Raw genomic sequence first — 14,153 nt, 5'->3', positions numbered from 1 at the left:
TCGCTTCAGGCACAGGCAAAAACCACTGGGGCTGCATTGCAGCCCCAGTGGTTTTTGTCATTTCCATAGAGAACCCGCAATGCCGCTGTCGAACATCCAGATCCTCCATGAAGACGCCGCCATCCTGGTGATCAACAAACCGACCCTGTTGCTGTCGGTGCCTGGCCGTGCCGAGGACAACAAGGACTGCCTGATCACCCGCCTGCAGGAAAACGGCTACCCGGACGCGCTGATCGTGCACCGTCTGGACTGGGAAACTTCCGGCATCATCCTGCTGGCCCGCGATGCCGACAGCCACCGCGAGCTGTCGCGCCAGTTTCATGACCGCGAAACCGAAAAGGCCTACACCGCGTTGTGCTGGGGCCAGCCGGCGCTGGACAGCGGCAGCATCGACCTGCCCCTGCGCTACGACCCGCCGACCAAGCCACGCCACGTGGTGGACCATGAACAGGGCAAGCATGCGCTGACCTTCTGGCGCATCGTCGAGCGTTGCGGGGATCACTGCCGGGTCGAGCTGACGCCGATCACCGGGCGTTCGCACCAGCTGCGCGTGCACATGCTGTCGATCGGCCATCCGCTGCTGGGCGACCGCCTGTATGCCAACCCAGAGGCGCTGGCGGCCCATGAGCGGCTGTGCCTGCATGCCTCGATGTTGAGCTTCACCCACCCGGTCAGCGGTGCGCGATTGAAGTTCGAGTGCCCTGCCCCCTTCTGAAGGTATCTGCGCTAAACTCGCGCCACTGCTGTCTGGAGTGAGTTATGCGCGAAGCACTGAATACCGGCCTGATTGAATTCCTCAAGGCCTCCCCGACGCCCTTCCATGCCACCGCCAGCCTGGCCCAGCGCCTGGAAGCGGCCGGCTACCAGCGCCTGGACGAGCGTGACAGCTGGGCCACGGTGCCCGGTGGCCGCTACTACGTTACCCGCAACGACTCCTCGATCATCGCGATCAAGCTGGGCAAGCAGTCGCCGCTGCACAGCGGCATCCGCATGGTCGGCGCGCACACCGACAGCCCTTGCCTGCGGGTCAAGCCGCAGCCTGAGCTGCAGCGCCAGGGCTTCCTGCAACTGGGCGTGGAAGTGTACGGCGGCGCGCTGCTGGCGCCGTGGTTCGACCGCGACCTGTCGCTGGCCGGGCGCGTCACCTTCCGCCGTGATGGCAAGGTAGAAAGCCAGCTGATCGACTTCAAGCTGCCGATCGCGATCATCCCCAACCTGGCGATCCACCTGAACCGCACTGCCAACGAAGGCTGGCAGATCAACCCGCAGAACGAACTGCCGCCGGTTCTGGCCCAGGTGGCCGGTGACGAGCGCATCGACTTCCGCGCCGTGCTCACCGAGCAGCTGGCCCGCGAGCACGAGCTCAACGCCGACGTGGTGCTGGATTACGAGCTGAGCTTCTACGACACCCAGGACGCCGCGCTGATCGGCCTGAACGGCGACTTCATCGCTGGCGCCCGCCTGGACAACCTGCTGTCGTGCTATGCCGGCCTGCAGGCGCTGCTGAGCGCCGACAGCGACGAAACCTGCGTGCTGGTGTGCAACGACCATGAAGAAGTCGGCAGCTGCTCGGCCTGCGGCGCCGATGGCCCGATGCTCGAACAGACCCTGCAGCGCCTGCTGCCGGATGGCGACGCTTACGTGCGCACCCTCCAGCGCTCGCTGATGGTCTCGGCCGACAACGCCCACGGCGTGCACCCCAACTATGCCGACAAGCACGACGGCAACCACGGGCCCAAGCTCAACGCCGGGCCGGTGATCAAGGTCAACAACAACCAGCGCTACGCCACCAACAGCGAAACCGCCGGGTTCTTCCGCCACCTGTGCATGGCCGAGGAAGTGCCGGTGCAGAGCTTCGTGGTGCGCAGCGACATGGGCTGCGGGTCGACCATCGGGCCGATTACCGCCAGCCATCTTGGGGTGCGCACGGTGGATATCGGTTTGCCGACCTTTGCCATGCATTCGATCCGCGAGCTGTGCGGCAGCCATGACCTGGCGCACCTGGTGAAGGTACTGAGCGCCTTCTACCGTAGCCGCGAACTGCCTTGAGGTGCTGGGGGCTGCTGTGCAGCCCCAGAACGCCTCAGGCCAAATCCTGCGCAAGGTCAATCCGCCTTCTGCCCAACCCGCTATGCTTGTTGTATGGCCCCCCAAAGCAGAAGGACCACTGCCCATGTCCCCCTTTCTCTCACTGTTCGTGCCGGTGTTCCTGTTCCTGATGCTGCTGACCATCGGTTTCAGTATGCGCGAGCGCAATATCGGCGTGCTGATGATGTGGATCGGCACACTGGGTATCTTTGGCCTCACCTGCTGGACGATCCTGGAGAAACTGCCGACATAAACCTCTACACTCGGGCAATCGTTTGACCTGAGGTAGATTTCCCGGTGCCAGCCTTCCTGCGTTGCCTAGCCCTGCTGTTGTTCATCTTCATGTCCCCGGTCCAGGCGGCGGGCTTGCCGAGCCTGCTGGGCTCCAGCGCCCCCGCCCAGCCCGAAGCCACCGAGCCACTGGGCAAATCGCTGGACGAGGTGATCAAGAACCTCGAGAACGACCAGCAACGCGCCAAGCTACTGGCCGACCTGAAGAAGCTGCGCGACGCCACCAAGCAATCGCAACCCACCGTCGAGCAGGGGGTCCTGGGCCTGATCGGCGGCGCCCTGAGCGACTTCGAAAAGCAGTTCAGCGGTGACTCCAGCCCGTTCTACCGCTGGTCGCAGGAAATCGAACAGGCCCAGGCCGAACTGACCGAACTGATCGTGCCGGTGCATCAATGGCCGGCCATCCTGTTCGGCTTTGCTGCGGTCATCGCCGTGTGGAGCCTGCTGGCCTACGCCTTCAACTGGGTCGGCCACCGCGTGCGGGTGCGTTTCGGCCTGACCGAGGAACTGCCGCAACACCCCCGTACCTGGGACCTGGTGCGCTTCGCCCTGCGCAAGCTGGGCCCGTGGCTGGTGGCACTGATCTTTACCGTGTACCTGAGCTTCGCCCTGCCGCCGTCACTGGGCAAGTCGCTGGCGATGGTGCTGGCCTATGCGCTGGTGGTCGGCACCTGCTTCTCGGCCATCTGCGTGATTGCCTTCTCGCTGCTCGACGGCCCTCACCGCCACCGCGCCCTGCACATCCTGCGCCACCAGGCCTTCCGCCCGCTGTGGCTGATCGGCAGCTTCGCCGCCTTTGGCGAGGCCATGAGCGACCCGCGCATGCTGGTCGCCCTGGGTACCCACCTGGCGCATGCCCTGGCGACCCTGGCCAATGTCATCGCGGCGCTGTCGTCCGGCCTGTTCATCCTGCGCTTCCGCCGGCCGATCGCCCACCTGATCCGCAACCAGCCCCTGGCCCGGCGCCTGACCCGGCGCACCCTGAGCGACACCATCGAGATCCTCGGCAGCTTCTGGTTCGTGCCCGCGCTGATCCTGGTGGCCGTCTCGCTGTTCGCCACCTTCATTTCCGCCGGTGACACCAGCACCGCGCTGCGCCAGTCGTTGATGTGCACCGTGCTGGTAGTAGTGTGCATGGTGCTCAACGGCCTGGTGCGCCGCCACGCCGCCAACCCCAAACGCGCCAGCAAGCGCCAGGCGGTGTACGCCGAGCGCCTGCGCAACTTCGGCTACCTGCTGGTGCACCTGTTCATCTGGCTGGTGTTCATCGAACTGGGGCTGCGCGTGTGGGGCCTGTCGATGATCGGCTTCGCCGAAGGCGATGGCCATGAGGTGAGCGTGCGCCTGCTGGGCCTGGCCGGCACGCTGATCGTCGCCTGGCTGGTGTGGATCCTCGCCGACACCGCCGTGCACCATGCCCTGGTGCGCTCGCGTCGGGGCATGGCCAACGCCCGTGCGCAGACCATGATGCCGCTGATCCGCAACGTGATGTTCGTGGTGATCTTTATCATTGCGGTGATCGTCGCCCTGGCCAACATGGGCATGAACGTCACGCCGCTGCTGGCCGGTGCCGGTGTGATCGGCCTGGCCATCGGTTTTGGCGCCCAGTCGCTGGTGGCCGACCTGATCACCGGCCTGTTCATCATCATCGAAGACTCACTGGCGATCGACGACTACGTCGATGTCGGCGGCCATCTGGGCACGGTCGAGGGCCTGACCATCCGCACCGTGCGCCTGCGTGACATCGACGGCATCGTGCATACCATCCCGTTCAGCGAGATCAAGAGCATCAAGAACTACTCCCGTGAGTTCGGCTACGCGATCTTCCGTGTGGCCATCCCGCACAGCATGAACATCGACCAGGCGATCACACTGATCCGTGAAGTGGGGCAGAAACTGCGCAACGACCCGCTGATGCGCCGCAATATCTGGTCGCCGCTGGAATTGCAGGGGGTGGAGAGTTTCGAGTCAGGCTCGGCGATCCTGCGGGCGCGGTTCAAGACCGCGCCGATCAAGCAGTGGGAAGTGTCGCGGGCGTTCAACCTGGCGCTGAAGCGCCAGCTCGATGAAGCCGGGCTGGACCTGGCCACGCCGCGCCTGTCGGTACAGGTAGTGACTGCCGGTGGCGGTGGCGTGACAGGGGCCGGCGCCTCCAGCTAACGCGCTAGCCCGCCTGCGCGCGAATGCGGATGGCATCGTGCCGCCAATACTCCAGGTCACAGTCGATCAAGTGCCCATGCTGGTCACTGTTGACCCGGGTGATATGCAGGCCCGGGCTGCCGGCCGACACCTTCAGCGCCCCCGCCGCATCCACCGGCAAGGCGGTCGGCAGGATCTCGAAGCACACCTGCCCGTACCGGATACCATACACCCGCCCGTAGATCTCGGTCAGCGACTGCGCCAGGTCGTGTTCGAGGATGCCGGGAAAATACCTCGGGTTCAGGTAGTGCTCGGCATACAGCACCGCCCGCCCATCAATGCGCCGCAACCGGCAGATCCGCACCACGCTGGACAGTGCCGGCAGCTGCAGGCGTGCACAGATGGCCGCCGAAGCCGGCTGCAGGCGCGCCGAGAGCAATTCGGTGCTGGCCTCCCGCCCCTGGTCGCGCACCATCGCATGGAAGTGGCTACGCTCGATCAGGTCGTAGGTCAGGCGCTGCGGTGCGACGAACCAGCCACGCCGTTCTTCGCGGTAGATCAGGCCCTGGGCTTCCAGCTGCACCAGTGCCTCGCGCAGGGTGATGCGCGTGGTGGCGAACACCTCGCTGAGCTTGCGCTCGGCCGGCAGCTTGCCGCCCGGCGCCAGCAGGCCGTGCTCGATCTGCTCCTGCAGGGCATGGCAGATGGCTGTTACCGCGCGCGGTGGCGTCGACTGCATCAAAAGGTTACCTATCTGGACTAGTCCAGCCCCATGACGGGGCCTCTGGAGAATAGTGCAAGCCTAGGCAGGGCTGATGAACATCCTGTGACAAAGGCCTGGGCAGACACTGCCAGAAACGCGCCAAGCCAGCATATCCGGGGGGATCGGGTGGTCTACGCTGTAGCTTCATGGGCTGCATAGGCCCTGCCCTACATCAAACTGTCACGCAAGCGGCCTACCTTGGCTCAAGCTTTGCTGACCTAGACCAACGGTCAGCAAAAACAGCTTCATTCATAACAACGATCGCTAAAGGCACCCACCCAAGGAGCTTCGGATGAAAAAGTTGTTCATGGCGTCACTGCTCGGTTCGGCCATTACCCTGTGCACCTCGGCCATGGCCGCAGGCCCCGACCTCAAGGCCCTGGAAGACGCCGCCCGCAAGGAAGGCACCGTCAACAGCGTGGGCATGCCCGATGCCTGGGCCAACTGGAAAGGCACCTGGGAAGACCTGGCCAGCAAATACGGCCTCAAGCACAGCGACACCGACATGAGTTCGGCCCAGGAAATCGCCAAGTTCGAAGCCGAGAAGGACAACGCCAGCGCCGACATCGGCGACGTCGGTGCCGCCTTCGGCCCGATCGCCGCCAACAAGGGTGTGACCCAGCCGTACAAGCCAAGCACCTGGGACCAGGTACCTGAGTGGGCCAAGGACAAGGACGGCCACTGGGCGCTGGCCTATACCGGCACCATCGCCTTCATCATCAACAAGGACCTGGTCAAGGAAGGCGATCGCCCGACCAGCTGGCACGACCTGGAAAAAGGCAAGTACAAGGTCGCCATCGGTGACGTCAGCACTGCCGCCCAGGCCGCCAACGGCGTGCTGGCCGCGGCCATCGCCTACAAGGGTGACGAGAAGAACATCGAGCCTGGCCTGCAGCTGTTCACCAAGCTGGCCCAGCAGAAACGCCTGTCGCTGGCCAACCCGACCATCCAGACCATCGAGAAGGGCGAGGTCGAAGTCGGCGTGGTGTGGGACTTCAACGGCCTGAGCTACCGCGAGCAGATCGACCCCAAGCGCTTCGAAGTGCTGATCCCGTCGGATGGTACGGTGATCTCCGGCTATACCACCATCATCAACAAGTACGCCAAGCATCCGAACGCGGCCAAGCTTGCACGTGAGTACATCTTCAGCGACGCCGGGCAGATCAACCTGGCCAAGGGCCATGCGCGGCCGATCCGTGCCGAGCACCTGAAGCTGCCCGAGGATGTGCAGGCCAAGCTGCTGCCCAACGAGCAGTACAAGGCGGCGCAGCCGATCAAGGACGCCGCAACCTGGGAAGCGACCTCCAAGGCACTGCCGCAGAAGTGGCAGGAGCAAGTGATCATCGAGATGGAATGAATCAGCTGCTAGCTTCAAGCTGCAAGTAGAAGCCGATCCGCTTTTACTTGCAGCTTGTGGCTTGCTGCTTGTCACTTGAACAATTGGAGCCACCATGCAACACAACGTCATCCTGGTCCTGCTCGACGGCCTCAACTATCAGGTCGCCCACCACGCCATGGGCCACCTGCACGCCTACGTCGAGGCCGATCGCGCCGCGCTGTACCGCATGGAATGCGAACTGCCGTCGCTGTCACGGCCGCTGTACGAGTGTATCCTCACCGGTGTGGCACCGATCGACAGCGGCATCGTGCACAACAACGTCAACCGCCTGTCCAACCAGCGCAGCGTGTTCCACTATGCCCGCGAAGCCAACCTGGGCACGGCCGCGGCGGCCTATCACTGGATGAGCGAGCTGTACAACCGCTCGCCCTTCGACCCGCAACGCGACCGCCACACCCACGCGCCGAAGCTGCCGATCCAGCACGGCCTGTTCTACTGGGACGATCGCTATCCCGACTCGCACTTGCTGGCCGACGGCGAATACCTGCGCCGCCGCCATGCACCGAATTTCCTCCTGGTACACCCGATGAGCATCGACGACGTCGGCCACCGCCATGGCCTGGACAGCAGCCAGTACCGCAACGCTGCGCGCAGCGCCGACATCCTGTTGTCCGACTACCTGCCGGGCTGGCTGGAAGAGGGTTACCAGGTGCTGGTCACCGCCGACCACGGCATGAACAACGACCGCTCGCACAACGGCCTGCTGGCCGAGGAGCGTGAAGTGCCGCTGTTCGTGTTCGGCGACGCCTTCAGCCTCGACCCGGCCGCCAAACCGCTGCAGACCGAACTGTGCGGGACCATCTGCGAGCTGCTGGGGGCTGCACACGACAAGACGGTTTGCCGGGAGTTGCTCAAGTGAGCCGTGGCCGCTACCTGGCCCTGCTCTGCCTGCTGCCGTTCGCCGTGTTCTTCGTCATCTTCCAGATCGCCCCGCTGGCCTGGGTGGCGATCAACAGCCTGCAATCGGAGGCCGGCTGGGGCGTGGACAACTTCAGCAAGGTGTTCGCCTCGAAGTTCTACCTGCAGGCGCTGCAACGCAGCCTGGAGATCAGCTTCTGGTCGAGCCTGTTCGGCATCGTCATCGCCACCCTCGGCGCCTACTCGCTGCGCCAGGTCGACTCGAAGCTGCGCGACTTCGTCAGTGCCTTTGCCAACATGACCAGCAACTTCGCCGGGGTGCCGCTGGCCTTCGCCTTCATCATCCTGCTCGGCTTCAACGGCGCGCTGACCCTGCTGCTGAAACAGATCGGCCTGCTGGAGGACTTCAGTATCTACTCCAAGAGCGGCCTGATCCTGGTGTACACCTACTTCCAGATCCCGCTCGGCGTGCTGCTGCTCTACCCCGCCTTCGACGCCCTGCGCGAAGACTGGCGCGAGTCGGCCGCGCTGCTCGGGGCCAGCCACTGGCAGTTCTGGCGGCATATCGGCCTGCCGGTACTGACCCCGGCGCTGCTCGGCACCTTCGTCATCCTGCTGGCCAACGCCCTCGGTGCCTACGCCACCGTATATGCCTTGACCACCGGCAACTTCAACGTGCTGCCGATCCGCATCGCCGGCCTGGTGGCGGGCGACATCAGCCTCGACCCGAACCTGGCCAGCGCCCTGGCGATGGTGCTGGTGGGGCTGATGACGCTGGTCACGGTGGTTCATCAATGGCTGCTCAAGAGGAGCTACCATGCGCGCTGAAAAAACCTCCGCCGGGCTCTACCATCGGCTGGTGGTGTACCTGCTGTTCCTGATCCTGCTGCTGCCGCTGGCCGGCACCCTGCTCTACTCGCTGGCCACCAGTTGGTCGGCGAGCCTGCTGCCCAGTGGCCTGACCTTCAAGTGGTACGTCGCGCTGTGGAGCGAACCACGCTTTCTGGCCGCGTTCGGCCAGTCGCTGCTGGTGTGCGTGGGCGCGCTGCTGCTGTCGGTGGTGCTGATCCTGCCACTGCTGTTCGTGGTGCACTACCACTTCCCGAAACTCGACGCACTGATGAACATCCTCATCCTGTTGCCGTTCGCGGTGCCGCCGGTGGTGTCGTCGGTGGGCCTGCTGCAGCTCTATGGCAGCGGCCCGATGGCGATGGTCGGCACGCCGTGGATCCTGATCGGCTGCTACTTCACCATCGCCTTGCCGTTCATGTACCGGGCGATCACCAACAACCTGCAGGCGATCAACCTGCGCGACCTGATGGACGCCGCCCAGCTGCTCGGCGCCAGCACCTGGCAGGCCGCCCTGCTGGTGGTGCTGCCGAACCTGCGCAAGGGCCTGATGGTGGCGCTGCTGCTGTCGTTCTCGTTCCTGTTCGGCGAGTTCGTGTTCGCCAACCTGCTGGTCGGCACCCGCTACGAGACCCTGCAGGTGTACCTGAACAACATGCGCAACAGCAGTGGCCACTTCAACAGCGCGCTGGTGATCTCGTATTTCGCCTTCGTGCTGGTGCTGACCTGGGTCGCCAACCGCCTGAACAAGGACAAAACCTGAGATGAGCTTCGTCAGCGTACAGAACCTGCAAAAAAGCTACGCCGGCAGCCCGGTGTTCGAGAACATCGACTGCCAGATCGAACGCGGCGAGTTCGTCACCCTGCTCGGCCCCTCCGGCTGCGGCAAATCCACCCTGCTGCGTTGCATCGCCGGGCTGACCCCGGTGGACGGCGGCAAGATCCTCCTCGACGGCCATGACATCGTGCCGGTCAGCCCGCAAAAGCGCGGCATCGGCATGGTGTTCCAGAGTTACGCGCTGTTCCCCAACATGACCGTGGAGCAGAACGTTGCCTTCGGCCTGCGCATGCAGAAGGTCAAGGCCGACGAAAGCCAGCAGCGTGTGCGCGAAGCATTGGACCTGGTGGAGCTGGGCAGCTTCGCCGGGCGCTACCCGCACCAGTTGTCCGGTGGCCAGTGCCAGCGCGTGGCGCTGGCCCGCTCGCTGGTCACCCGCCCACGCCTGCTGCTGCTCGACGAGCCGCTGTCGGCGCTGGATGCGCGCATCCGCAAGCACCTGCGCGAGCAGATCCGCGCGATCCAGCGCGAGCTGGGGCTGACCACCATTTTCGTCACCCACGACCAGGAGGAGGCGCTGACCATGTCTGACCGCATCTTCCTGATGAACCAGGGGCGCATCGTCCAGAGCGGCGATGCCGAAACCCTCTACACCGCACCCGTGGACCTGTTCGCCGCCGGATTCATCGGCAACTACAACCTGCTCGACGCCGATAGCGCCAGCCGCCTGCTGCAACGCCCGGTGGCCGGTCGCCTGGCGATCCGCCCGGAGTCGATCACCCTGGGCGTCAACGGTGAACTGGATGCCGAGGTGCGCAGTCACAGCCTGCTTGGCAACGTCATCCGCTACCGCGTCAACGTGCGTGAGGTGGAACTGGTGGTCGACGTGCTCAACCGTTCGCCTGGGGACCTGCATGCCGACGGCCAGCGGGTTTCCCTGTCGATCGACCCCACGGCGCTGCGCGAAGTGGCCTAAGGAGAATCAGCAAGATGGCACTGGCAATTTTCGATCTGGACGAAACCCTGATCCACGGCGACTGCGCGTCGCTGTGGAGCGAACAGATGGCCCGGCTGGGCTGGGTCGACGGCAAGGAGTTCCTGCGCCGCGACCATGAACTGATGGCCGCTTACGGCAAGGGCCACCTGCAAATGGAGGACTACATGGCCTTCAGCCTGGAGCCGATTGCCGGGCGCACGCTGGAGGAAGTCGAGCATCTGGTGGCGCCGTGGGTCGAAGAAGTGATCGAGCCGCTCATCTACGGCGACGCCTGCCGCTGTATTGCCGAGCATCGCCAGCGGGGCGACCGGATACTGATCATTTCTGCCTCAGGCACGCACCTGGTCGGGCCGATTGCGGCGCGGCTGGGGGTGGATGAGTACCTGGCGATCGAGCTGGAGGCGGTGAACGGGGTGTATACCGGCAAGACTCACGGCGTGTTGACCTACCGCGAGGGCAAGATCACCCGGTTACTGGAATGGCTGGATCAGGAGCAGGAGAACCTTGAGGGGGCGAGTTTCTATTCCGATTCGCGCAATGACCTGCCGCTGTTGCTGAAGGTCGATTACCCGCATGTGGTGAATCCGGATGCGGTGCTCAGGGAGCATGCCGAGAAGAATGATTGGCCGGTCTTGAGCTGGACGTGAGAGTCATGGCACCTGTTCCGGCCCTTTCGCGGGGGCAAGCCCGCGAAAGGGCCGGGCCTGCTTACGCCAGGCTTGGGTCGATCACCATCACCAGCTTGCCGGACACCTGGTTGCTCTCAAGCTCGGCATACGCCGCTTGGGCAAACTCCACCGGGTAGGTATCGACCAGTTGCGGCGACAGGCGACCTTCGGCAAACAGCGGCCACACCTGCTGTTGCAGATCACGCAGCAGTTCGGCCTTGAAGCCGTGGTCGCGGTTGCGCAACGTGGAGCCGGTGATCTCCAGGCGCTTGCCCAGCACCTGTGCAAGGTCCAGTTCGAACTTGCGCCCGCCCATCAGGCCGATGATCACCCAACGCCCGTCACGGGCCAGCAACTTGAGGTTGAGCTCGCCGTAGCTGGCACCCACCGGGTCCAGAATCACATCGAACGGCCCGAAGCCTTCCAGCGCATCGAGGTCCTGGTTACGCACCACGCCACCCGCAGCACCCAGCGCCTCACAGTAGTCCAGGCGGTCCTGGGAGCCGACACTGACCCATACCGGGCTGCCAAAGGCCTTGCACAGCTGGATCGCCGCCGAGCCCACACCACTGGCGCCAGCATGCACCAGCACCTTCTCACCGGCCTTCACCTTGCCCAGCTGGAAGATGTTCAACCACGCCGTGGCATACACCTCCGGCAGCGCCGCCGCTTGGTGCAGGCTCAGGCCCTCTGGCACCGGCAATACGTGGCGGGCATCGACCACCACTTGTTCGGCCATGGCACCGCTGGCCAACAGCGCGCAGACGCGGTCGCCCACACGCCAATCAGCGCCAGCGCCGACTTCCTCGATCACCCCGGCGCACTCCAGGCCCATGTACGGGCTGGCGCCTGGCGGCGGTGGATACAGGCCCTTCATCTGCAGCAGATCGGCGCGGTTCAATCCCGCAGCAGCCACGCGAATGCGCACTTGGCCCGCGTCACAGGCCGGGCGTTCGGCCTCGACCCAGGCCACATGTCCGTCAACGCCTTGCAATGCCTTCACAGTGCCTCCATAGTTGAATCACAGACTGAGCCTGAGGAGCCCGCTCCCCAGGCTTTTTGCAGTATTTGCCCGGCTCCGATGGAACCGGCGAACGGAAAAGACGGCCTACTATGCGTGATCAATTGCCTCCACGTCGAATCAGCATGAAGCATTTCCTCCCAAGCACCGCCCTGGCCCTCATGGTTGGCCTGGGCAGCCTCACGCTCGGCGGCAATGCGGCGGCCGCCAACAAGTGGGACAGCCTGCAGCCGGACCGCGACGAAATCGTCGCCAGCCTTAACGTGGTGGAGCTGCTCAAGCGTCATCACTACAGCAAGCCACCGCTCGATGACGCCCGCTCGGTGATCATCTACGACAGCTACATCAAGCTGCTCGACCCGGCCCGCAGCTACTTCACCGCAGCCGACATCGCCGAATTCGACAAGTGGAAGACGCAGTTCGACGACTTCCTCAAGAGCGGCAACCTCGACCCCGGCTTCACCATCTACAAACGCTACCTCGACCGCGTCAAGCAGCGCCTGGACTTCGCCCTGGCCGAGCTGGCCAACGGCGTCGACAAGATGGACTTCACCACCAAGGAAACCTTGCTGATCGACCGCAAGGATGCCCCGTGGGAGAAGGACCAGGCCGCGCTCGACGAGCTGTGGCGCAAACGCGTCAAGGACGAGGTACTGCGCCAGAAGATCGCCGGCAAAGAGCCGAAGCAGATCCAGGAAACCCTGACCAAGCGCTACAAGAACCAGCTGGCGCGCCTGGACCAGACCCGTGCCGAGGACATCTTCCAGGCCTATATCAATACCTTCGCCCAGTCCTACGACCCGCACACCAACTACCTGTCGCCGGACAACGCGGAAAACTTCGACATCAACATGAGCCTGTCGCTCGAAGGCATCGGCGCGGTGCTGCAGAGCGATAACGACCAGGTCAAGATCGTGCGCCTGGTGCCGGCAGGCCCGGCCGCCAAGACCAAGCAGGTGGCACCGGCCGACAAGATCATCGGTGTCGCCCAGGGCAACAAGGAAATGGTCGACGTGGTCGGCTGGCGCCTGGACGAAGTGGTCAAGCTGATCCGTGGTCCGAAAGGCTCGATAGTACGCCTTGAAGTCATCCCGGCCAGCAATGCGCCAAGCGACCAGACCAGCAAGATCGTCTCGATCACCCGCGAAGCCGTGAAGCTCGAAGAGCAGGCGGCGAAAAAGTCGGTGCTCAAGCTCAAGCAGGACGGGCGTGACTACAAGCTCGGCATCATCGAAATCCCAGCCTTCTACCTGGACTTCAAGGCCTACCGTGCCGGTGACCCTGAGTACAAGAGCACCACGCGCGACGTGAAGAAACTGCTCACCGAGCTGCAGAAGGAAAAAGTCGACGGCGTGGTCATCGACCTGCGCAACAACGGCGGCGGCTCCCTGCAGGAAGCCACCGAGCTGACCAGCCTGTTCATCGAGAAAGGCCCGACCGTGCTGGTACGCAACAGCGACGGCCGCGTCGATGTGCTCGAGGACGAAAACCCCGGTGCCTTCTACAAAGGCCCGATGGCGCTGCTGGTCAACCGCCTGTCGGCCTCGGCCTCGGAGATCTTCGCCGGCGCCATGCAGGACTACCACCGTGCGCTGATCATCGGTGGCCAGACCTTTGGCAAAGGCACCGTGCAGACCATCCAGCCCCTCAACCATGGCGAGCTGAAGCTGACCCTGGCCAAGTTCTACCGGGTCTCCGGGCAGAGTACCCAGCACCAGGGCGTGCTCCCGGACATCGACTATCCGTCGATCATCGACACCAAGGAAATCGGCGAAAGCGCCCTGCCTGAGGCCATGCCGTGGGACACCATCCGCCCGGTGGTCAAGCCAGCAGTCGACCCGTTCAAGCCGTTCCTGGCCGACCTCAAGGCCAAGCATGACGCACGCAGCGCCAAGGATGCCGAGTTCACCTACATCCGTGACCGCCTGGCCCTGACCCAGAAGTTGATGGACGAGAAGACCGTCAGCCTCAACGAGCAGGAGCGCCGTGCCCGCCACGATGACGTCGAAACCAAGCAGTTGGCCATGGAGAACATCCGTCGCAAGGCCAAGGGCGAGGAGCCGCTCAAGGAGCTGAAGAAAGTCGACGAGGACGCCCTGCCGGAAGACGATGACAAGACCAAGCCGGAAGACGATGCCTACCTGGCCGAGACCGGTCGCATCCTCATCGACTACCTGAGCGAAAGCACCAAGATGGCCAAGAAGTAATCCGACCGATGATGGCAGATTAATGTGACCCGTCATCAAATAGTCATCGCACTGTCGTGAAATGGACGGGCCGGGCATGCAAATGACCGGCCCTT

Annotated in this window: 13 protein-coding genes; 11 read left to right on the top strand and 2 right to left on the bottom strand. The window is 64.0% G+C overall.

The features are described from left to right. Positions 1–79 precede the first annotated feature (79 nt). The 4 genes from ABE528_RS15355 (at position 80) to ABE528_RS15340 (ending at position 4,539) form a co-directional block, all read left to right on the top strand. On the top strand, positions 80–715 hold the full coding sequence (locus ABE528_RS15355; protein ID WP_152954218.1) for an RluA family pseudouridine synthase: 636 nt from the start codon (positions 80–82) through the stop codon (positions 713–715). A gap of 44 nt (positions 716–759) precedes the next feature. Then, the gene (locus ABE528_RS15350; RefSeq protein WP_152954219.1) at positions 760–2,049 is read left to right on the top strand and encodes a M18 family aminopeptidase; all 1,290 of its coding nucleotides are present in this window, start codon (positions 760–762) and stop codon (positions 2,047–2,049) included. A 124-nt stretch (positions 2,050–2,173) separates the two neighbouring features. After that, positions 2,174–2,341 carry a hypothetical protein gene (locus ABE528_RS15345; protein ID WP_165837385.1) on the top strand — a complete coding sequence of 56 codons (168 nt, stop codon included), beginning with the start codon at positions 2,174–2,176 and terminating at the stop codon, positions 2,339–2,341. Between the two features lie 44 nt (positions 2,342–2,385). After that, positions 2,386–4,539: a mechanosensitive ion channel family protein gene (locus ABE528_RS15340; RefSeq protein ID WP_346653389.1), complete on the top strand. Its 2,154-nt coding sequence runs from the start codon at positions 2,386–2,388 to the stop codon at positions 4,537–4,539. Positions 4,540–4,543: 4 nt separating this feature from the next. Here the strand turns inward: ABE528_RS15340 and ABE528_RS15335 are convergent, their stop codons facing one another. After that, positions 4,544–5,257, bottom strand: coding sequence for a UTRA domain-containing protein (locus ABE528_RS15335; RefSeq protein ID WP_152954220.1), 714 nt, complete (start codon positions 5,255–5,257; stop codon positions 4,544–4,546). 316 nt (positions 5,258–5,573) lie between these two features. On the opposite strand from ABE528_RS15335, the gene ABE528_RS15330 reads away from it, so the two are divergent. The 6 genes from ABE528_RS15330 (at position 5,574) to ABE528_RS15305 (ending at position 10,809) form a co-directional block, all read left to right on the top strand. Continuing rightward, a complete protein-coding gene (locus ABE528_RS15330) occupies positions 5,574–6,638 on the top strand; it encodes an ABC transporter substrate-binding protein (RefSeq protein ID WP_152954221.1) in 1,065 nt (354 codons plus the stop codon). A gap of 94 nt (positions 6,639–6,732) precedes the next feature. Continuing rightward, on the top strand, positions 6,733–7,539 hold the full coding sequence (locus tag ABE528_RS15325; RefSeq protein ID WP_152954222.1) for an alkaline phosphatase family protein: 807 nt from the start codon (positions 6,733–6,735) through the stop codon (positions 7,537–7,539). Further along, positions 7,518–8,366, top strand: a complete 849-nt coding sequence (locus ABE528_RS15320; RefSeq protein ID WP_346653388.1) for an ABC transporter permease subunit — start codon at positions 7,518–7,520, stop codon at positions 8,364–8,366. The genes ABE528_RS15325 and ABE528_RS15320 overlap by 22 nt, the downstream gene beginning before the upstream one ends. Then, on the top strand, positions 8,356–9,150 hold the full coding sequence (locus tag ABE528_RS15315) for an ABC transporter permease (protein ID WP_103449557.1): 795 nt from the start codon (positions 8,356–8,358) through the stop codon (positions 9,148–9,150). Before ABE528_RS15320 ends, ABE528_RS15315 begins: the two co-directional genes overlap by 11 nt. Position 9,151: 1 nt before the next feature. Beyond that, entirely contained in the window at positions 9,152–10,141 is a 990-nt protein-coding gene (locus ABE528_RS15310) for an ABC transporter ATP-binding protein (RefSeq protein WP_152954225.1), read from the top strand. 14 nt (positions 10,142–10,155) lie between these two features. After that, entirely contained in the window at positions 10,156–10,809 is a 654-nt protein-coding gene (locus ABE528_RS15305; RefSeq protein WP_152954226.1) for an HAD family hydrolase, read from the top strand. 61 nt (positions 10,810–10,870) lie between these two features. Here the strand turns inward: ABE528_RS15305 and ABE528_RS15300 are convergent, their stop codons facing one another. After that, positions 10,871–11,833 carry an NAD(P)H-quinone oxidoreductase gene (locus tag ABE528_RS15300; RefSeq protein ID WP_346653387.1) on the bottom strand — a complete coding sequence of 321 codons (963 nt, stop codon included), beginning with the start codon at positions 11,831–11,833 and terminating at the stop codon, positions 10,871–10,873. A gap of 143 nt (positions 11,834–11,976) precedes the next feature. Between ABE528_RS15300 and ABE528_RS15295 the strand changes: the two genes are divergently transcribed. Further along, positions 11,977–14,058, top strand: coding sequence for a carboxy terminal-processing peptidase (locus ABE528_RS15295; RefSeq protein WP_346653386.1), 2,082 nt, complete (start codon positions 11,977–11,979; stop codon positions 14,056–14,058). The last annotated feature ends 95 nt before the right edge of the window (positions 14,059–14,153 follow it).

The sequence above is a fragment of the Pseudomonas sp. TWI628 genome, from assembly GCF_039673865.1.
Lineage (GTDB): Bacteria > Pseudomonadota > Gammaproteobacteria > Pseudomonadales > Pseudomonadaceae > Aquipseudomonas.
This window is presented reverse-complemented; position numbering and strand designations above follow the sequence as displayed.